The organism is Methylobacterium sp. AC433 (assembly GCF_979253015.1).
Genome location: NZ_CEEDBN010000020.1, coordinates 18,137 through 39,059, shown reverse-complemented (window position 1 = coordinate 39,059; position 20,923 = coordinate 18,137). Strand labels below are relative to the sequence as shown.

Here is a 20,923-nt window from a genome sequence, read left to right as displayed (position 1 = left end):
AAGGGCAGGTCGCAGGTACTCGATCGTCTGTCGGTGCGCATCGATCGATTTCCATCCCATGCGGGTACGACGTCGCCTCTCCGCGCTGCGCAGGAGGACATCTTCATGAACAATGATCTCGGGCGGCGCGTCATCTCCGAATTCTTCGGGACATTCTGGCTGACCTTCGGCGGATGCGGGGCGGCCGTGATCAGCGCCGCGTTTCCCGGACTGGGGATCGGCTTCCTCGGCGTCGGCTTCGCCTTCGGACTCACGGTCCTGACGATGGCTTACACGGTCGGCCACATCTCGGGTGGCCACTTCAACCCTGCCGTGACCGTCGGGCTGTGGTCCGCCGGCCGCTGCGCGAACCACCACGTGGTGCCCTACGTCGTCGCCCAGATCCTCGGTGCGATCCTGGGCGCGGCCATCCTCTACCTGATCGCCTCGGGCAAGGCCGGCTGGCAACCGGACGCCTTCGCGGCGAACGGGTACGGACCCCTCAGTCCCGGCGGCTACGCCCTGCCGGCTTGCCTGATGGCGGAGGTCCTGACGACCTTCTTCTTCCTGATGATCATCATCGGGACGACCTCGAAGGGCGCGGCCGTAGGGTTCGCCGGCATTCCCATCGGCTTCGCCCTCGTCCTCATCCACCTCATCACGATCCCGATCACCAACACCTCGGTGAACCCGGCCCGCAGCACCGGCCCGGCCCTGTTCGCGGGCGGCGCGCATCTCGGGCAGCTCTGGCTGTTCTGGCTCGCGCCGATGATCGGCGCGGTCATCGCGGGCAGCCTCGCCCGCTGGCTCTACGAGCCGGTCCCGGCGACCGAGACCGAGGTTCTGGAAAAGCGTGCCTCCTGATCGGCGCCGCGTCCGTCCGAGGCCATCGCGACGGGCGATGACGGCAAGCAAGAACGACCGATCATACCAGGAAAAAATCGAACAAACTGATGCATCCGCATCATTGAGCCCAGCATCGCCGCACATATCTCGACGCCAGAGCCGGTGATCGGCAGGGCTGCTTCGCAGTCCAGACAAATCCAGAGTTATGCCGGGCCTCGTAAGTCCCCCCGATCAGGTTCGGCATGGCCGCAGGGCCGGGCGTCGTGCCGCTCCGGGCACAGGCCCGGCCCAAGGTCCCCCCTTTCGAGAACATCACGCGCAAACCGCGGCACGCGTGGAGGAGAGTCCCATGGCCTATCCCGGCATGCCCGAGCCCATCCCGGGCGGCACTCCGTCGGACCTGCCGCCGCGGCCCTATCCGGGCGAGCGACCGCTCGGGTCCGACGAGCCCTCGGCCCCCTTCGAGGAGCCGCCGGGCGATATCCCCTCCGAGCCCGTCATCGGCCCCGATCCCCGTCCCGGTGCGCCGGTCGATCCCGGAGTCCGGGCCTGATCCCCGGCCGATCCGTCCCGTCCCCCGTCCCGGACGCGCGGCTCTATGGCGAGGGCGTCGTCCGCGAAGCCGTCGAATCCGGGATGGCGCGCGCGGAACTCGCCGCCCTGCTCGGCGGACGCCCCGTGACCGAAGTGGTCCCGCCGCGGACCGGCGAGACGGTCGCGGATTATGCGCTCCGGGCGACGGGCGAATTGATGATCCGCTACCGCGCCGCGGGTGTGGACGAGACGGGTGTGGACGAGACCTGACCGCCATTGCGACGGTCGCACAGAGAGGAGAGCGTGACACCCATCTCACGGTGGCTCGCGACGACGGTCCTGATCGTCGTGGGCGTCTCGGCGGCCGAGGCCGCCACGCGCTTCGATGGAAACTGGTCGGTGACCGCGACCGTCGACGACGGCAATTGCACCGGTCCGTACCGGTATCCCATCGTCATCCGCGACGGCGTCGTGGACGACGCGGGGGGCAGTGGCGTCGATGCGTCCGGTCGGGCCGGATCGGACGGCCGCATCGTCGGCACCATCCGCAGCGGCCTGGCGAGCGTGGCCGTCGAGGGCCTGCTGCGGGCCTCGGACGGATCCGGGTTCCGGAACCTGTCCGGGCCGGTGAGCTGTTCGGGGCGCTGGACCTCGCGCAGGACCGATTGAGGCTCCGTGCGGCAAGAGCATGTCTGTTGTCGATCGTGTCAGAGAAGATGAATGTTCTTCAAGATCGATTGATTGATACGTTTATTTACAAAAATTTAGCCTATAGATCTACAGCTATCCTGAAAATTTTCGTATTTATGGACCATCGCAACAGAGGAGATGCGAATGCGATTAAAACTTGCTGGCGCAGCTATCCTTGCGCTCGGTGCGATTGCTGCAAATACCGGCGTCGCCGAGGCGCGCGACGGGTGCGGACCCTGGGGACATCGCGGCCATTACGGATATTGCCGTCCGAACGTCGCCTACCGCCTCATCGTGGTCCGTCCGATCGTGTACGGCCCCCGCTGGCATCGCTGGGGCGGCTACCGCCATGTCGGCTATCGCTATCCCTGGGGCTGGCACGGCGGCTACCGCCATGCGGGCTGGCACCATCGCTGGTGAGGCGGCACCGATCCCAGACCGGGGTGCCCGTCCTCAACCGGGCGCCCTTCCCCGCGTCGAGACGGCTTCCGACCGGCCGACCGTGTTCCGAAACCTCTCATGCCCCCCAGGCCGAGGCCGGACGGGTCTCGGCCGGGGGGCCTCGTGCGCCGCAGAAGCCGAGCGTGAGGCCTGTCAGACCATATGCGGGCCGTGGATCGTCCACGGCTCGTCGAACACGTATTCCTCCAGGTTCGCACCGAGGCCGCCGCGGTCGACCACGAGGAAGTTCTGGGGCGCGCCGAACGGGGTGAGCACCCCGTGCCACGTGCCGATGGCGTAGCACACGCCCTGGCCCGGCGCGGTGACGAAGGCGCGCGGCCGGCCGGGGCGGCCGCCCTCGTCGTGGCAGACCACCACCAGGAACGGCGCGGCATTCAGGGGCAGGAAGGCCTGCGCGCCCAGCGGATGGCGTTCGACGAGGCTCACCGCGAGGGGCAGGCCGTAGGGTTCGGCCTCGACGTAGCCGATGACCACGTGCCCGTCCTCGCCCGCCACCCGCACCTGCGCGAGGTCGTGGAAGCGGCGGGCCTTGCCGGCGTTCATCGGGCGCGGCGCGACGGCCGCCTTGTCGATCACGGTGCCGAACGGAGCGAAGGCCTCCGCCGTCAGCGGCGCGGCGACGATCCGGCGGCCGCTCATCGGGCCGCCCGGAAGGGCGCGAGCGGGGCGTGCCGGTTGACGTCCTTGTAGAGGAGGTAGCGGAAGGGGCCGGGGCCGCCGGCGTAGCAGGCCTGGGGGCAGTAGGCGCGCAGCCACATGAAGTCGCCCGCCTCCACCTCGACCCAGTCGCGGTTGAGCCGGTAGACCGCCTTGCCCTCCAGCACGAACAGGCCGTGCTCCATGACGTGGGTCTCCTCGAACGGGATCGAGGCACCCGGGCGCATCGCCACGATGTTGACGTGCATGTCGTGGCGCACATCGTCGGAGGCGACGAAGCGGGTCGTGGCCCAGGCGCCGTCGGTGCCGGGCATCGGCGCCGGGATGATCTCCGATTCGTGGGTGACGAAGGCCGGCGGCACCTCGATGCCCGGCACCCGCGCATAGGCCTTGCGGATCCAGTGGAGGCGGGTCGGCCCGGCCCCGTCGTTGCGCAGGCTCCAGGTGGCCCCGGGCGGCAGGTAGGCGTAGCTGCCGGGGGTCAGGTCGTGGGACCGGCCGTCGAGGCGGAGGCGTGCCCGTCCCTCGACCACGAACAGCACGCCTTCGGCTTCCGCGTCGGGCTCGGGCCGTTCGCTGCCGCCGCCGGGGGCGAGCGCCACGAGATACTGCGCGAAGGTCTCGGAGAAGCCCGAGAGCGGGCGGGCCAGCATCCAGGCCTGGGTGCCCTCCCAGAACGGCAGCACGGAGGTGACGATGTCGCTCATCACGCCCTTCGGGATGACGGCGTAGGCCTCGGTGAACACGGCCCGTCCGGTCATCAGCGCGGTCTGGGGCGGCAGGCCGCCGCAGGGCGGGTTGTAGGGCGATGTGGTCATCCGCGGGCTCCAGTGTCGGGCCGATGTGGCGAACTTCGCCGCGGCGCGTCAAGGCGCCGGCGGGCCGGACGCCCCCGCGAACCGCCGCAGGAAAAAACCTCCGGGACGGTGGATTAAAACACGAGGATCAATGCTGATCACGATCGGAAATTACTTTGCCGTGACCTGATCGGCGAGCAGATCGTGGGTTCGATTTGCTTTCATCGATCTGTCACGTGGCGGATCTATTGGCTGCCAGAGCCTGATCTGTCCTGATGCGGCGGAGCGGACGTCCTTACCGGTGGCGTGAAGCCCGCGGCAGGGGCGGTCTGCTCGCGCGCCGCCGACCGGCCGCGCGGGCTCGCGACCAGGTCGCCGGTCACCGGCGCGTCCGCCTCCTCAGAGTGTCCGCATGACCACGACGCCGCACGTCCTCGCGAACGGTCCCCTGCTCCAGGCCTGGACCGATACCGGCGCGATCACGACGAACGACGACTGGAGCAGGGTGCCGGCCATCGTCGGGTACCTGGGTCAGGACCTCACCACCGTCACGGGCACCGACCCGCAGGGCCTCACCGGTGATTCGGCCCTGCCGAACGATGCGGACGTCGTCGCCAACCAGACCAGTCCCGCCACCCTGGGGTCCGGCGGCGTCGCCGAGTTCGAGCTCGCCGACCCGACGATCGCCCTGCAGGGCTCGGGCACGGCGGATGCGCCGAGTCTGGTGCTCTATCTCGATGCCACCGGGCGGCGGGACATCACGGTGGCCTTCAACGCCCGCGACATCGACGGCTCGGCCGACAACGCCGTCCAGCCCCTCGCCCTGCAGTACCGGACCGACGGCGGCGCCTGGAAGAACCTGCCGGCCGGCTTCGTGGCCGATGCCAGCACCCAGGGCAGCGCCACGCAGGTGACCCCCGTCAGCGTCGCCCTTCCAGCCGATGCCGACGGCGCGGCGGGCCTTCAGGTTCGCATCCTGACCGCCAACGCGGTGGGCAGCGACGAGTGGATCGGCATCGACGACATCGCGGTCTCGAGCCTGAGCGCGTCGGCCACCCTGCCGGCCCTGTCGATCGCCGATGCGCAGGTGACCGAGGGCCAGGTGGGCACGGCCGGCCTGACCTTCACGGTCTCGCTCAGCGCCCCCGCCCCGGCCGGCGGCGTCACCTTCGACCTCGCCACCGCCGACGGCACCGCCCGGGCCGGTTCCGACTACGTCGCCATCGCCCTGACCGGGCAGACGATCGCGGCCGGCACCACCTCCGCCACCTTCAGCGTGCCGGTGACCGGCGACAGGGCCTTCGAGACCAACGAAACCTTCGCCCTGCGGGTGACGAACGTCGTCGGCGCCACGATCGCCGATGGCGAGGCGGTCGGGACCATCGTCAACGACGACGCCGCCACCGTGATCAACGGTGTGGCGGTGTTCGATGCGGCGCCCTCCCTCCAGGGGGTCCAGGGGGCGACCGCGACGACACCGCCCTCCCCCACCGGCGCGCTGCAGCTCGTCCGCCTGGGCGGCTACGCCACCACCAACGACCCGGCCACCACCGCGGCGGCCAATGCCGAGGTGGTGGCCTACGACCGCACCACCGGCAGCCTCTACATCCAGAACACCAACGAGAACCGGATCGAGATCGTCGGCATCGGCGCCGACGGGCAGATGGCCAAATCCGGCGAGATCCGGCTCGCCGGCCTCGACCAGTACGGTTCGGTGAACTCGGTGGCGGTCTCGAACGGCGTCGTCGCCGTGGCCTACGCCAATGCCGCCGGTGACCAGCCCGGCCGCGTCGCCCTGTTCGACCGGGCCGGCTCCCTGCTCAAGTCGGTGACGGTTGGTGTTGGACCCGACCAGATCGTCTTCACCAGCGACGGCACGAAGCTCCTCGTCGCCAACGAGGGCGAGCAGTTCACGAGCGCCATCAACCCGGTCGGCAGCGTCTCGATCCTCGATCTCTCCGGGGGCGCGGTCAGTGCCAGCGTCAGTGCCACCGTGGGCTTCGACGCCCTCGACGGCAGCGAGGCGGCCCTGCGCGCCAAGGGCCTCGCGATCACCGCGGGCAAGAGTGCCGCCGCCGACATCGAGCCCGAATACATCGCCCTCTCCCCCGACAGCCGCTTCGCCTACGTGACCCTTCAGGAGGTCAACGGCATCGCGGTGATCGACCTCGCCAATCCCGGCACCGCCCCGATCGCGATCCAGCCGCTCGGCTCCGTCAACCATTCGCTGCCCGGCAACGAATTCGATGCCTCCGACCGTGACGGTGCGGGCGGCACGGCCTCGATCCGCATCGCCAACACGCCGGCCAACGCGCCGATCTACGGCCTGCTCCAGCCCGACGGTGCGGCGAGCTTCGCCGTGAACGGCGTGACCTACGTCGTCACCGCCAACGAGGGCGACCAGCGCGTCATCGGCGGCGCCGACGATTCGGCGGACGTGGCCCGCCTCTCCAGCATCGCCAACAGCCGTCTCACCCCGGAGCTGCAGGCGCTGAAGGCCGATCCCGCCTACGCCCGCCTCAACGTCCTGCTGCGCACGGGCGACACCGACAACGACGGCGTCTTCGACCAGCTCAACACCCTCGGCGGCCGCGGCATCTCGATCTTCCGCCAGGAGGCCGACGGCGCGCTGACCAAGGTGCGCGAGACCGGCGGCGAGTTCGAGAAGATCTTCGCGAGCCTCAACCCGCAGCGCTTCAACAACGACCAGGTGGTGGCCAACACCCCCGACGACCGCTCCGACAACAAGGGTCCCGAGCCCGAGGGTGTCACGATCGGCACCGTCGCTGGCCGCACCTACGCCTTCGTGGGCCTCGAGCGCCAGAGCGGCGTGATCGTCTACGACGTCACCGATCCCGCGAACGCGGCCTACGTCTCCTACGTGCCGCCGCTGGCAGGCGTCTCCGCCGATCTCGGCCCCGAGGTGCTGACCTTCATCGCCGCCGACCGCAACCCCACCGGCACGCCGCTCCTCGTCACCGCCAACGAGGCCGGCGGCGGCGCGACCCTCTATGCCGCCCTGCCCCAGGGCTACACCCAGTCGATCGCCTTCCAGCCCGGCTCATTGGCCGTGGCCAAGGCCGAGGGCGATGCCGGCACCACCACCTTCGCCTTCACGGTGGAGCGCACGGGCGGCACGCTGGGCAGCCTCGCCTTCACGGCGGAGCTCGCCGGCGCGGGGGCGGACGGCGCGGACTTCGCCGGCGGCCCCAGCCTGCCGGCGAGCATCTCCGGCACCATTCCGGCGGGCGCGGCCTCGGCCATCGTCACCGTCACGGTCCAGGGCGATGCGCTTCCGGAGGCCAATGAGGGCTTCACGGTCACGCTGAAGGGCGCCAGCGCCGGCCAGAGCGGAGTGACGGCGGCCCTGGCCACGACCGGCATCGTGGCCACCGGCACCATCCTCAACGACGACGTCACCCTGATCTCCGCCGTGCAGGGCACGGGCAGCGCGAGCCCGATCGCCGGCCGCACCGTCACGGTGGAGGCGATCGTCGTCGGCGACTTCCAGACCGGCGACGCCGACGCCAAGCGCAACCTCGGCGGCTTCTACCTGCAGGAGGAGGCCGCGGATGCGGACGGCAACCCGCTGACCTCCGAGGGCGTGTTCGTCTACGAGGGCGCCGGCAGCCTCCTGAAGGATCTCCAGGAAGGCGATCGCGTCCGGGTCACCGGCACCGTCGCCGAGTTTGGCGGCGAGACGCAGATCACGGTCACCGACGCGGCCCAGATCCAGGTCGTCCAGGCCGGCGCGCTCTCGGCCGCCGCCCTCAAGGCCGCCGCCACGGTGGTCGACCTGCCCGCCGCCGCCACGATCGGCACCGGCACCACGGCGCAGCCCGACCTCGAGCGCTACGAGGGCATGCTCGTCCGGTTCGGCCAGGCGCTCACCATCACCGAGCAGTTCAACCTCGACCGCTTCAACGAGATCCGCCTCGCGGCCGGCGGGCGCCCGGAGACCTTCACCAACGCGTTCGAGCCGAACGCCGCCGGCTACGCGGCCTACCTTGCACAGGTCGCGGCGCGCTCGATCACCTACGACGACGGGCTCAACGTCCAGAACCAGCCCGTCGATCTCCTCGACGGATTCGGCCCGGCCTATTCCACCGCCACCGCGCCCCGGATGGGCGACACGGTGACGGGTCTCACGGGCGTGCTCGGCTACGGCCCCGCCAGCGCCTACCGGGTGCGGGCGATCGACGACGGCGACAATGCTTTCGCCAGGGCCAATCCCCGCCCGGCCGCCCCCGACGATGTAGGCGGCAACCTGAAGGTCGGCAGCCTCAACGTGCTGAACTACTTCCGCACCCTCGACAGCGACGGCTCCGCCACGGGCGTGAAGACCGCCATCGGCCTCGACCCGCGCGGCGCCAACAATGCCGCCGAGTTCGACCGCCAGACAGCCAAGCTCGTCACCACGGTGATCGCCTCCGGGGCCGACGTGTTCGGCCTCACCGAGCTGGAGAACCAGTTCCAGCCCGGCAACCCGGGCAACGCGCTGGAATACCTCGTCGGCCAGCTCAACGCCCACGCGGGCGCCGGCACCTACGACTGGGTCCGGCCCGGCTCCCAGCTCGACCAGGGCCAGTTCCTCGGCGGCGACGCCATCGCGGTGGGCTTCGTCTACAAGCCCGGCAAGGTCTCGGTGGCGCTGAACACCACCATCGAGAAGCTCGACGATTCGGACGTGCAGGCCTTCGACCCCGCACTCCTCCAGCAGAGCACGATCGGACACCTCTTCAACGGCGCCAACACCAGCCGTGCCGCCCTCGCGGTGACCTTCCGCGAGATCGCCACGGGCGAGGACTTCACGGCGGTCATCAACCACCTGAAGTCGAAGAGCGGGGCCGGCACGGGCGCCGATGCCGACCAGGGTGACGGCCAGGGCGGCTGGCAGCAGCAGCGGGAGCTGGCCGCCACCGCCCTCACGAAATGGCTCGCCCTCAAGCCGACGGGGACGCAGGACGGCGACGTCGTCCTGCTCGGCGACTTCAACGCCTACATCAAGGAGGACGCCCTCGACGTCCTCAAGGCCGGCGGCTTCACCAACCTCGCCGAGGACCGCCTCGCCAACCCGTATTCCTATGTCTTCGACGGGGCCTACGGCGCCCTCGACCACGCGCTGGCCAATGCGAGCCTGAACCGCCAGGTCACCGGCGTCACCGAATGGCACATCAACGCCGACGAAGCGGATGCCATCGACTACAACCTCGATTTCGGCCGCTCCGCCACCTATTTCGACGCGCTCGTCCCCGCCCGTGAATCCGACCACGACCCGATCCTGGTCGGCCTGCGCCTCGACCAGACCGCGCCGCGCCTCGTCTCGGCGACGCCGGCGGACAACGCCCTCAAGGTGGCGGCGGGCGCCAGCATCGTCCTGACCTTCAGCGAGGCCGTGCGGGCCGGCAGCGGCACCCTCACGATCACGGACGGGTCCGGCGACGCCCGTGCCATCGCGGTCGGCGACACCTCTCAGGTTTCCATCAGCGGCGCCACGGTGACGATCAACCCGGGCACCGATCTCAAGGCCGGCACCGCCTACGACGTGATCGTCCCGGCGGGCGCCCTCCTCGATACCGCCGGCAACGCCTTCGCCGGCATCCCCCAGGACCAGCTCGACTTCACGACGGAGACCCCGCCGGCCATGACCTACACGCTCCAGATCCTGCACGCCTCCGATTGGGAGGCCGGCCTTCTCGCCACGCAGCGCGCGGCGAACTTCGCCGCCATCGTCGACAAGCTCGAGGATGCGACCCCGAACTCGATCACCCTCTCCACCGGCGACGGCTGGATCCCGAGCCCGTTCTTCATCGCGGGCGCTGATCCGCAGCTCACCGCGACCTATACCGGCGTCTACAACCAGCTCTACGGGCTCACGGGCTCGGCGGCGTACACCAAGCTCGCGGCCTCGGTCGGCCGGGCCGACATCACCATCCAGAACATCATCGGCGTCCAGGCGGCGGTGTTCGGCAACCACGAGTTCGATTCCGGGCCCACCGAGGTCGCCAACATCATCGGGGCCAATCTCGGCACCGCGGCGGGCAATGCCGACGACACCTGGGTCGGCGCCCAGTTCCCCTACCTCTCCGCCAACCTGAACTTCTCGCGGGAAGCGGCGCTCTCGGGGCTGGTCAACCCGAACGTCTCGAACGCCACCTTCGCCCAGACCGGCCCGGCCTCGACCCAGACGGCCACGGGGGCGGACAAGATCGCCAAGTCCACGATCCTCGTGGAGAACGGCGAGAAGATCGCGTTCGTGGGCGCCACCACCCAGCTCGAGCCGCTGCTGACGACCCTCGGCAACGTCACGCTGGACGGCTTCACCGGCCAGGACAACATCGCCCTGCTGGCCCAGCAGATCAACGCCGAGGTCGACCGGGTGCTCGCCGCCAACCCGGACGTGAACAAGGTCATCGTCGGCACGCACCTGCAGCAACTCGCCAACGAGCAGGCCCTGGCGCCGCTGCTGCGCAACGTCGACGTGCTCATCGGCGGCGGCTCGCACACCCTGCTGGCCGACGGCGACGACCGCCTGCTTCCCGGCGACAAGGCCGCGGGTGGCTACCCGCAATTCTACACCAATGCCAGCGGCCAGACCCTGCTCCTGGTGAACACCGCCTCCGAGTATTCCTATGTCGGCCGCCTCAACGTCACCTTCGACGAGCGGGGCAACGTCATCCGCGAGTCGGTGAACCCGGCCACCAGCGGCGCGGTCGCGGTGGACGACGCCACCGTGGCCGGGCTCTACGGCTCGACGGCCGCCGCCTTCACCCCCGGCAGCAAGGGCTTCCTCGTCCGCGAGGTGATCGAGGGGCTCGACGCCAACAACGACGGCGTCCAGGAGACGGCCGGCATCGCCGACGTGATCCGCCAGCAGGACGGCAACATCCTCGGCCGCACCAGCGTCTACCTGGAGGGCCGGCGCGGCGAGGTCCGCACCGAAGAGACCAACCTCGGCGACCTCTCGTCGGATGCCAACCTTTGGTACGCCAAGCAGTTCGATGCGGGCGTCACGGTCTCGATCAAGAACGGCGGCGGCATCCGCGACTCGATCGGTTCCTTCTCCACGGCCGGCGGAGGTACCAGTGAGCTGCCCCCGGCGGCCAACCCCTCGGCCGGCAAGCAGGCCGGCGACATCTCGCAGCTCGACGTCACCAACTCCCTGCGCTTCAACAACAACCTCGCGGTCGTCACCGTCACGGCCGCCGAGCTGGAGCGCATCCTCGAGCACGGCGTCGCCGCGGTGGCGCCGGGAGCGACCCCGGGCCAGTTCGCCCAGGTCGGCGGCATCTCCTACAGCTTCGACGCCACCAAGCAGGCCCAGACCCTCGACGTGAACGGCAACGTCACCCGCGAGGGCCAGCGCATCGTCAACGCGGCGATCATCGATGCCGACGGCCGCGTCCTCGACACCCTGGTCCAGAACGGCCAGGTCGTGGGCGATGCCGGCCGCGCCATCAAGGTCGTGACGCTCGACTTCCTGGCCACCGGCACGGCCTCGGCGCCGGGACTCGGCGGCGACAACTATCCCTTCCCCGGCTACGGCGAGAACAAGCTTACCCTGACCACCGCCAATCCGGTCTCGCTCCCCGACACCGAGACCTTCGCGGCCAAGGGCTCCGAGCAGGACGCTTTGGCCGAGTACCTCAAGGCATTCCACGCCGTCACGCCCTACGGCACCGCCGATACCGGACCGGCCGGCGACCTGCGCATCCAGAACCTCTCGGCCCGGGCCGACACCGTGTTCCAGCGCGGGACCGCCAAGACCGGCACGGATGGCGCGGACACCCTCCAGGGCACGGCCTTCAGTGACGTGCTGGCGGGCGGCGCCGGGGACGACATCATCGTCAACAGCCTCGGCGACGACGTCTTGATGGGCGGTGGCATCGCCGGCGCGGTCGGCAACGACACCCTGATCTTCCAGTCGCGCCTCGCCGACGCGCAGGTCACGCAGGACGGCAACCTCACCATCGTCACCGGGCCGGAGGGCCGGGACACGATCGGCGGCTTCGAACGCATCCTGTTCTCGGACGCGACCATCGTCCTCAACGACGCCAACCCGCTGGTGAACGACCTCTACTACCTCGCCCGGTACAAGGACGTCGCCGCCTCCGGCCTGGACGCCGACGACCACTATGCCCAGTTCGGTGCCCGGGAGGGCCGCGACCCGAACGCCTTCTTCTCGACCAAGGGCTACCTCGCCGCCAACCCGGACGTGGCCGCCTCCGGCGCCAACCCGCTGACGCAGTACGCCCAGGCCGGCTGGAAGGAGGGCCGCGACCCGGGCGCCGCCTTCGACGACGAGGCCTACCTCGCCCGCAATCCCGACGTGAAGGCGGCCGGCGTCAACCCGCTGGCGCACTACCTCGAGTTCGGCCAGGCGGAGGGGCGCTCGACCTTCGCGGCGGTGGGCCGGCCCACCGACATCAAGGGCGGCTTCGATGCGGAGTACTACCTGCTGGCCAACACGGACGTGGCCGTTGCGGCCTCGCGAGCGGGCGGCGACACCTTCGCCTTCGCCCGCCAGCACTTCGACGCCCTGGGCTGGAAGGAGGGCCGCGATCCCAACGCGATCTTCGACACCAAGGGCTACCTGGACGCCTACAAGGACGTGGCGCAGGCCGGCGTCAACCCGCTCGTGCACTATGACGGTATCGGCTTCAAGGAGGGCCGCGACCCGGCCGCCGACTTCGACACCAAGGCCTACCTCAAGGCCAACCCGGACGTGGCCCAGGCCGGTATCGACCCGATGCAGCACTTCCTGCAGTTCGGCCTCGTGGAGAACCGCACCGTCGTGAACGACGGCCTCTTCGGCTGAGCCCAGGCGTCCGCATCGAAACCCGAACCTGCGTCTCGGCCGGGGTAAGCCCCGGCCGACCGGCCTATCGCCGGTCAGCCTGCTGTGCGGTCGGACCAGGCGGAAACATCGGCCCCACCGGACCCTGGGATCATGACGTCCGGAATCGGGGTCGATCGAGACGGGTTGACCGATTCAGGATCTGGTCGGCGTCCTGAGCTCGCCGGATCGATGGGCGATAGAGCTTCGTCGTACACCGTAGCCGGCGACAGGAAATCCCGGATGATCAGCGGAGGATATCTTGGCAAATCCGGTTGCCGAACGATCCGTCGCAGCCGGGAACCGAACTCCCGGTGCGGAATTATACTTCGCGATACCATCTTCGGAGGAACGCCAAGTGAAATTCTCGACGATTGCCGGCGCCGCTGCCATCTTCGCGCTCACCGCCGGGACCGCGCTCGCCGCCCCCTGCAATACGGGTTCGACGAAGGGCAACAGCCCCGGGCAGCAGGCTGCGAACGATAAGAGCTCGGCCGCCGATCAGGGTAGCAAGAATCTCGCCGGCGGCCAGCAGCCTGCCTCTCCCGGAACCGTCGGCGCCATGAACAATGTCGGTGCCAACCAGATGGTCGGCGACAAGCCCGGCTCGGACGCCAAGAACGACCAGGGCGGCGGCGTCGGCACGTCCAGCAAGAACCTCGCCGGCGGCCAGCAGCCGGCCTCGCCCGGGACCGTGGGCGCCATGAACAACTCGGGCGCGAACCAAGAGCTCGGCAAGAAGGGCGACGATTGCTGATCGCCTGATCGTCACGGATCGATCCCGATGCCCGCCCGGTCGCCGACCGGGCGGGTTTTTTCTTGGGCCCGGCCGCCGCCCGGACCTTCCTGTCAACGACAAGCGTCGCTTCAGGCGTCGCGCGCGCTGCCGACCAAGGCATCCGTCCTGTCCCGCAGGGCTTGAAGGCTGCGGTAGCCGACCGAGGCCGCGACTTGGCGCGGGGGCCGGCCGTCGGCGGCCAGGGCCAGGGCGCGCACCACGCGGGCCCGCGCCCGCCATTGTCCGAAGGTCAGGCCCGTCTCCCGGCGAAATCCCCGTGTCAGGGTCCGACGGCTCAGGCCCGCCTCCTCGGCCCAGGCGTCGAGGTCGAGCGCCCGGGCAGGGTCGCCGATCAGGCCGAGGCAGACCCGGCGGATCCGGGGATCGCGCGGCAGGGGCAGGGCCAGGCGCGTCTCGGCGGCGCGGCCGATCTCATCGAGGACCAGAGCCGCCAGGTGCCCGCCCCGCCCGGACTCGTCGTAGAGCACAGGCTCGTTCGTCAGGGCGACCAGGGCGGCCGACAGCAGTGCCGAGACCTCGATCACCCGGGCCCGGCGGGGAAAGCCGGAGATCGCCTCGACCGCGAGGTAGGCCGAGCACATCGCCACGTCCCCATGCATAACGACCGCGTGCGGCAGGCCCGGTGGGAGCCACAGGGCATGCCCCTCCGGCACGACCCAGGTCCCGTCCTCGGCGGTGGCCATCATCAGGCCGGCGGTGGCGTAGAGCAGTTGCGCCCGCGGATGCCGATGCCGGTCCGTGCTGCTGCCGGCCGCGAAGGTCTTGGGCATCACCGCGACGGCGCGCGGGACATCCTGGTAGTCCTCCGCTCGGATCGAACGCATGGCCTCTCCCTGACCCGATTGCGTACATCTTCGGCCCGACGCTATTCAACGGGTCAGGTAGATAGGAGGCAAGCCCCCGCCGAGGGCGGCCGGAGTGGGGCTTCGCATGGGTCCCTGCCAGAGGAGATGCCCGACCGATGGATGCCGAGACCCTGTCCCGCCGCACCCTGCGCTTCGTCAACGTGGCGCATGCCCTCGATCATTTCGTCCTGCTGGTCTACCCCACCGCCGTGATCGCGATCGCGGCCCAGACCGGCCTCGGCTACGGCGAACTGATCAAGCTCGCGACCGGCGCTTTCGTGGCCTTCGGCCTCTGCGCCCTGCCGATGGGCTGGCTCGCAGACCGGTTCGGGCGCCGCAACATGCTGGCGGTCTTCTTCCTCGGCTACGGCCTGTCCTGCCTCGGGGTGGCGAGCGCGGCCAGCCCGGCGGCGTTCATGGGGTGGCTCTGCGCGCTCGGGCTCGCCTCCGCGATCTACCACCCGGTCGGCTCGACCATGCTGGTGAGCCACGCGCGCCGCCTCGGACGCGATCTCGGCGTGAACGGCGTCTGGGGCAATCTCGGCGCCGCCACCGCCTCCGGAGTGACGGCGCTCCTCGCCACAGCCTTCGGCTGGCAGGCAGCCTTCATCGTGCCCGGCCTGTTCTGCCTCGCCTGCGGGGTGGCGTTCCTGGCCCTCGTGCCCGGGGATGGTGCCGGATCGCAGGGCAAGGCCGGGGCGAAGCCCGTCATCCCGGTCGCCCGCCCGATCCCACTCCTCGTGGTCTTCGCCTTCGCGATCGTGGCGGGCGGAATGACCTTCAACATCACCACGATCGCCCTGCCCAAGGTGGTCGACGAGCGCGTCGGCGACGGCCTGCCCCTCGTCCTGATCGGCTCCGTGGCCACCCTGGTCTTCGTCTTCGGAGCCCTGACGCAGCTGCTGATGGGACGCCTGATCGACCGCTACAGCCTGCCGGCGCTGTTCCTCGGCCTGTCCCTCCTGCAGCCGCTGGGCCTCGGCATCGCGGCGTCGAGCACGGGCCTGCCGCTCCTGGCCGGCCTCGTGCTCACGATGGCGGCCCTCTACGGGCAGGTCGTCATCAACGACGCGATGGTGGCCCGCTACGTGCCCCCGCTCTACCGAGCGAGGGCCTACAGCGTGCGCTACTTCCTCGGATTCACCGTGAGCGGGTTCGTGGTGCCGATGATCGCCCTTCTGCACGACCGCGGCGGCTTCAGCCTGGTCCTGGGAATCGCCGCCGCCTTCGGCGCGGTGATCTTCGCCGCAGCCCTGGGCTTCTACGTGCTCGCCCGGCAGGCCGGATCTCACGCGGTCGCCCCTGCGGCTTAGGCGGTCAGGCAGCGTTGGTCTCGGGACGCAATCGGACGGGGCGTCGCTTCGCCCCCCACCTCTCCGGGACCGACGAACGGTTCCGGCACCTCTGCACGACGGAGCCGAAGCCAGCATGGGCGTTTTGGGGGAGTCCCATCGGAACGAGGGCTCGGGCCGCTCGCCGGAGAGGCCGAGAAACCGTCTGGGAAGCATCATCGACGCACCTGGTCCGTCGCCCGGCCGGAAGAAGCCATTCGACGCAGTGAACAGCCGAGCCTCGCGAGACCGGGACATCACCCGACCGCACGAGCCCAATCCCCGACCTTTCGACACGGCCTCGACCCAACCCAATCATACGGCTGTCGGAGGCGCGGCCCGCTTGCGGACCTTAGACGTCGAACCTCGCAGGACAAAGGCCGAGGCGAGATCCTTCTGACTTATCGTCGCGGTAGGCTGTGCAGGCCTTTCAGGAACGCATCGACATCGGCACGCGTGTTGTAGAAGGCCAGGGAGGCCCGCACCGACTGGTCGACGCCGAAGCGGCGCAGGGCGGGAAGGGCACAGTGATGGCCCGAGCGGACCGCGATGCCGCTTGCGTCGAGGTGGCGGGCCACGTCCTCGTTGGCATGGCCATCGATGACGAAGGACATCACGCTCGCCTTCCGCCGTGCTGTGCCGATGAGGCGAATGCCCTTCACATCGGCAAGTCCGGCTTGGGCATAGTCGAGGAGATCGTGCTCGTAGGCGGCGATGCCGGGAAGCCCGACGCCCTCCAGGTAGTCGAGGGCGGCGCCGAGGCCCACGGCGCCGGCGATGTCGGGGGTGCCGGCTTCGAACTTCTCCGGCGCGCCCTTGTAGACGGTCCGGGCGAAGGTGACGTCCTCGATCATGTGGCCGCCGCCCTGCCAGGGCGGCATCGCCTCGAGCAGAGGGGCCTTGCCGTAGAGGGCGCCGATGCCCGTCGGCCCGAACACCTTGTGACCGGAGAAGACGAGGAAGTCGGCATCGAGCGCCTGCACGTCGAGGGGAATGTGCGGCGAGGACTGGGCCGCATCCACCAGCACCGGCACGCCGTAGGCATGGGACAGCGCGATGATCTCCGCCACCGGGTTGATGGTGCCGAGCGCGTTGGCGACGTGGGTCACCGAGACGATCTTGGTGCGGCCCGAGAGCAGGCCGGCGAACTGCTCGAAGATGATCTCGCCGCGGTCGTCGACCGGGATCACCCGTAGGGTCGCGCCGGTGGCCTGGGTCAGGAGCTGCCAGGGCACGATGTTGGCGTGGTGCTCGATCTGGCTGACGATGATCTCGTCGCCCGGTCCCACATGGGCGCGGCCGTAGGAATTGGCCACGAGGTTGATCGCCTCGGTGGTGCCGCGCAGGAAGACGATGTCGTCCTTCGACGGTGCGTTGAGGAAGCGCCGCACCCGCTCGCGGCCACCCTCGAACAGGTCCGTCGCGCGGGCCGCCAGGGTGTGGGCGGCCCGGTGGATGTTCGAGTTGTGACGGCCGTAGAACTCCGACGTGGCGTCGATGACACTCCGCGGCTTGTGGGTGGTGGCCGCGTTGTCGAGCCAGACAAGCGGGTGGCCGTTCACGCTCTGGTGCAGGGCCGGGAAGTCCTTGCGGACGCGTTCGACATCGAAGGGCGCCGCGACCGGGCTCGACCCATGGGAGGTCACGCGCGGGGCCGGCCCGCCGTGCCGCGAGGGCTCGGCGCGCGGGGAAGCGTGCGGCTTCGAGGGGCGCCGCGAGGCCGTCTGGACGGAGTCCGTCAGGAAGTAATAGTCGCCCGATGCGGACGCCGCCTCGTCGCCCCGCTGGGCCGCGTGCACGGGTTCGTCCGAGAGCCGCACCGTGCGCTGGGATTTTTCGCGCTGGAAGTTTTCCTGGGCGACGTCCCCGCCGCGCGTCGAGGGATCGGCCGGTACGAGGCTCGGCGCGATCGCGTGCGCGAAGGCGTTTGCGTGCGGATGGTCCTGAGCGATCGTCCGGTGCGGGTCCGGGCCGCCGGGCAGGAAGGCGGCCACCTCCTGGATGGTGGGCACGAAGAACTCCGGCAGGCCCCGCCGCGCCGGGAATGGGTCGGCGAGGGGATGGACCGAGGGGATCGTCGCCGTGTCGAGGAAGCCGGCACCCACCGGCGCGGGCGTTGCGCCGAACGGGTTGGCGGCCGACGGCCCGGTCAAGCCGGGCAGCCCGACGCCCGGGCCACCGAAGCTGCGCGCCCCGAGGGCCGAGGGCGTACAGATGGCGGCGGACTGCCCGGGGGCATGGGGAGGGTTCTCCAGACCCTGGGGAACCTGCGGCACGACCGGCAGCGCGGACGCCGCCTGGCCCTGGCCGTAGATCTCGCGGGCGAGGCGCCCGACCAAGTCGGCATGCGTCGTGTCGCTGGCCGCGCCCGTGGGGAGGCCGGAGGCGGACGATTCCAAGAGACCGGCCTCAGGCGTAGTCATGGTAGTTGCCCAGGAGCACGTTATCGAGGCGGGCGATCGCGTCCTCCACCAGCACGGCGGCGGAGAAATAGCGGGTCACCAGGTGCGAGGCGATGGAATGGTCGTTGGTGCCCATGTAGCGCACCGACAGGCCGGGCTCGATCTCGCCGGTGACGCCGGATTTCTGCAGGCCGACCACGCCCTGCTCGCCCTCGCCGACGCGCAGCAGCAGGATCGAGGTGGTCTGGGCGCCGGTGACCGGATCGGTGTCGATCGGCAGCTTGTCGCTCGGCACCAGCGGCACGCCGCGCCAGGTTAGGAAGGGCGCGCCGAACAGGTGGATCACCACTGGGGGCACGCCGCGCCGGGTGGCTTCCCGGCCGAAGGCCGCGATGGCGCGGGGGTGCGCGACGAAGAAGGCGGGCTTCTTCCAGACCAGTGTCAGCAACTCGTCGAGGTCGTCCGGGGTGGGCGGACCGCCGCGGGTCGGGATGCGCTGGCGACCGCCGACCTCGTTCAGAAGGCCGAACTCGGAATTGTTGAGGAGCTCCCACTCCTCCCGCTCCTTCACGGCATCGACCGTGAGGCGGATCTGCTCGCGCAACTGGTCGATCTCGTTGGAGTAGAGGTCGGTGACGCGGGTGTGGGTGTTGAGGATCGTCTGGATCGTGGAGAGGTGGTACTCGCGCGGATCGATCTCGTAATCTACGAAGGTGGTCGGCAGGCGAGGCGCACCGGTCTGCACGGCGAGCAGCTCGATGCCCTGCTCGCCGTGGCTGTTGGTATGCCCCGTCAGGCGGTCGCGCTCCTCGACATACTGCGCGATGCGGTTCTTGACGGCCTCGTCGTCGAGGGCGGCCCGGTCGAGGGTGAGCAGCGTGACGGCCGAGAGCGCCGTGACGGCGGGGGCGGGCTGGCCGGCCCCCGTGAGGGTGTCGTCGCCGAAGAAGTCGCCGCGGGTGGCGAGACCCGAGCGCAGGCGGTTCTTGTAGGGGCCGGACAGGGACAGCTCGACGGTGCCGTCGGCGACGATGGTCAGGCTGCGGTCGCCCACGCCGCCTTCCGAGATCGTCTCGCCGGCCTTGTGCTTGCTCTCGGTGAATCGGTCGGCGAGGGCCGCGAGCTCGGCATCGCCCAGCCGGCTGAACGGCGGCACGGCGCGCAGGGAGGCCGGGCTGATCGCGCGCGCCTTGTCGGCGGCGGCGAACTCGATGCGTCCGGGCTTGGCCAGCACGACGGCGCGCCGGTTCACACGGTAGACGCCGCCATCCACGTTGACGAAGGGCAGGAGCCGCAGGAGCCAGCGCGGGGTGTTGGCGAGGTTCTGGACCGACGTGACGGTCGCCGTCGATAGATTGCGTGCTGCGGATGCGCCCACGCTCTGCCCCTGTCCGCTCATGGTTGGTCGTCTCCGTCTGAATTGTCGGGTGATGCCGTGCGCATCCGGCCACGGATCGGCGCAAGCATAGTCGAGCGACTATGCGTTCGAGAACAACACTGCGGCGGCCGCGGAAAAGTATTGTTCCTTCCAGGATAAATATTTGTACATCACCGGAAGTGGCGCGGTTCTAACCGTGGTGTCGACGCGTCGTCAATGGAATAATATTCCGTTTTTTGAATGATTTGTTCTAAAGATTTCTTCGTGACGATGTATTAAAAAGTACATGTTTTTGATTTTGATAAAACAAAGAAGATTATCTCTCAAGAATAGGGTTTCGGGGGAATGATTGGAGCGATCTGGCGTAGGACCCGGCCCGCCCAAGCGGGGAGACCCGCGCGGCCGGTCACAGGGACCGGTCGGAAATCGGAAGACGGGTTCGCGGCCGCCCTGCGGGCCGCTGGTGCTGCCCTCGAAGCCGTCAGATCCCGTCGCCGAAGAACTGATCCATGGTCTGGGCCGGGTCCTCGGCGGCACTGATTCGCGATACGACGCGGGCCGGCACGCCCGCCACGGTGGTGTGGGCGGGCACGTCGTGCAGGACGACCGCCGCAGCCGCCACCTTCGCGCCCTCGCCGACCCGGATGTTGCCGAGCACCTTGGCGCCCACACTCAGCAGCACGCCGCGCTCGATCTTCGGGTGGCGGTCGCCGCTCTCCTTGCCGTTGCCCCCGAGCGTCACCGATTGCAGGATCGAGACGTCGTCGGCGATCACCGTGGTCTCGCCGATGACGACGCCGGTGGCGTGGTCGATGAAGACGCCCGAGCCGATCCGCGCCGCCGGGTGGATGTCGGCCCCGAACACCTCGGAGATCCGGCTCTGGATGTGGAGCGCCAGGGTGGCGCGGCCCTGGTGCCAGAGCCAGTGCGCCACCCGGTAGCCCTCGAGAGCCGCCAGCCCTTTGTAGAACAGGAAGGGGTCGAGGTAGCGTCGGCAGGTCGGGTCGCGCTCGCGGATGGCCACGAGGTCGCGCACCGCGTGCTCGCCCGCATGCGGGTCGGCCTCGAAGGCCGAGAGGCAGAGGTCGCGGGTGGAGAGCCGCGCCAGGTCGCCGTCGCCCAGGCGATGGGCGAGGCGGTAGGCAAAAGCGTGGATCAGGCTCGGCTGGTCGAGCACCGTCGCCTGGATGATGCCGGCATAGAGCGGCTCCTCGATGAGGGCCGCCTCCGCCTCGGCGCGCATCGCCCGCCAGACGTCGGAGCCGGCCGTAGTCTGGCTCACGCTGCGCAGGGGCGGACGGAGGAGGTTGCTGGGAACGCGCGAGGCCTGGCTGCCGGCGGTCATGCGGATCGGGACGTCCGGGCGG

General features: G+C 69.8%; 14 protein-coding genes. 8 read left to right on the top strand and 6 right to left on the bottom strand.

The genetic code is table 11. The features are described 5' to 3' along the window. Positions 1–105: 105 nt before the first annotated feature. The 5 genes from aqpZ (at position 106) to AC0IWM_RS21270 (ending at position 2,469) form a co-directional block, all read left to right on the top strand. On the top strand, positions 106–843 hold the full coding sequence (gene aqpZ / locus AC0IWM_RS21290; RefSeq protein WP_471758295.1) for an aquaporin Z: 738 nt from the start codon (positions 106–108) through the stop codon (positions 841–843). Between the two features lie 331 nt (positions 844–1,174). Continuing rightward, positions 1,175–1,378: a hypothetical protein gene (locus tag AC0IWM_RS21285; RefSeq protein ID WP_471758293.1), complete on the top strand. Its 204-nt coding sequence runs from the start codon at positions 1,175–1,177 to the stop codon at positions 1,376–1,378. Between the two features lie 83 nt (positions 1,379–1,461). Beyond that, positions 1,462–1,629 (top strand): hypothetical protein, encoded by a 168-nt coding sequence (locus AC0IWM_RS21280; protein WP_471758291.1) that lies wholly within the window; start codon positions 1,462–1,464, stop codon positions 1,627–1,629. 33 nt (positions 1,630–1,662) lie between these two features. After that, a complete protein-coding gene (locus tag AC0IWM_RS21275; RefSeq protein WP_471758289.1) occupies positions 1,663–2,028 on the top strand; it encodes a hypothetical protein in 366 nt (121 codons plus the stop codon). Between the two features lie 165 nt (positions 2,029–2,193). Continuing rightward, positions 2,194–2,469: a GCG_CRPN prefix-to-repeats domain-containing protein gene (locus tag AC0IWM_RS21270; protein ID WP_471758287.1), complete on the top strand. Its 276-nt coding sequence runs from the start codon at positions 2,194–2,196 to the stop codon at positions 2,467–2,469. A 174-nt stretch (positions 2,470–2,643) separates the two neighbouring features. Here the strand turns inward: AC0IWM_RS21270 and AC0IWM_RS21265 are convergent, their stop codons facing one another. Together AC0IWM_RS21265 and AC0IWM_RS21260 are read right to left on the bottom strand one after the other, a co-directional pair. Beyond that, a complete protein-coding gene (locus AC0IWM_RS21265; protein WP_471758285.1) occupies positions 2,644–3,150 on the bottom strand; it encodes an ureidoglycolate lyase in 507 nt (168 codons plus the stop codon). Continuing rightward, positions 3,147–3,986: a bifunctional allantoicase/(S)-ureidoglycine aminohydrolase gene (locus AC0IWM_RS21260; protein ID WP_471758283.1), complete on the bottom strand. Its 840-nt coding sequence runs from the start codon at positions 3,984–3,986 to the stop codon at positions 3,147–3,149. Before AC0IWM_RS21260 ends, AC0IWM_RS21265 begins: the two co-directional genes overlap by 4 nt. Positions 3,987–4,377: 391 nt before the next feature. Between AC0IWM_RS21260 and AC0IWM_RS21255 the strand changes: the two genes are divergently transcribed. Next, positions 4,378–12,783 carry an ExeM/NucH family extracellular endonuclease gene (locus AC0IWM_RS21255; RefSeq protein WP_471758281.1) on the top strand — a complete coding sequence of 2,802 codons (8,406 nt, stop codon included), beginning with the start codon at positions 4,378–4,380 and terminating at the stop codon, positions 12,781–12,783. A gap of 376 nt (positions 12,784–13,159) precedes the next feature. Then, entirely contained in the window at positions 13,160–13,558 is a 399-nt protein-coding gene (locus AC0IWM_RS21250) for an exopolysaccharide production protein YjbE (protein WP_471758341.1), read from the top strand. 110 nt (positions 13,559–13,668) lie between these two features. Here AC0IWM_RS21250 and AC0IWM_RS21245 read toward each other — a convergent pair whose 3' ends face one another. After that, positions 13,669–14,424 (bottom strand): helix-turn-helix domain-containing protein, encoded by a 756-nt coding sequence (locus AC0IWM_RS21245; RefSeq protein ID WP_471758279.1) that lies wholly within the window; start codon positions 14,422–14,424, stop codon positions 13,669–13,671. 137 nt (positions 14,425–14,561) lie between these two features. Between AC0IWM_RS21245 and AC0IWM_RS21240 the strand changes: the two genes are divergently transcribed. Continuing rightward, positions 14,562–15,758 (top strand): MFS transporter, encoded by a 1,197-nt coding sequence (locus AC0IWM_RS21240; protein ID WP_471758277.1) that lies wholly within the window; start codon positions 14,562–14,564, stop codon positions 15,756–15,758. 419 nt (positions 15,759–16,177) lie between these two features. Here the strand turns inward: AC0IWM_RS21240 and AC0IWM_RS21235 are convergent, their stop codons facing one another. The 3 genes from AC0IWM_RS21235 to cysE form a co-directional block, all read right to left on the bottom strand. Beyond that, positions 16,178–18,199, bottom strand: a complete 2,022-nt coding sequence (locus AC0IWM_RS21235; protein WP_471758275.1) for a family 2A encapsulin nanocompartment cargo protein cysteine desulfurase — start codon at positions 18,197–18,199, stop codon at positions 16,178–16,180. Continuing rightward, positions 18,186–19,577, bottom strand: a complete 1,392-nt coding sequence (locus tag AC0IWM_RS21230) for a family 2B encapsulin nanocompartment shell protein (RefSeq protein WP_471758273.1) — start codon at positions 19,575–19,577, stop codon at positions 18,186–18,188. The genes AC0IWM_RS21235 and AC0IWM_RS21230 overlap by 14 nt, the downstream gene beginning before the upstream one ends. A gap of 460 nt (positions 19,578–20,037) precedes the next feature. Then, positions 20,038–20,901 carry a serine O-acetyltransferase gene (gene cysE, locus AC0IWM_RS21225; RefSeq protein WP_056470757.1) on the bottom strand — a complete coding sequence of 288 codons (864 nt, stop codon included), beginning with the start codon at positions 20,899–20,901 and terminating at the stop codon, positions 20,038–20,040. Between the last annotated feature and the right edge of the window lie 22 nt (positions 20,902–20,923).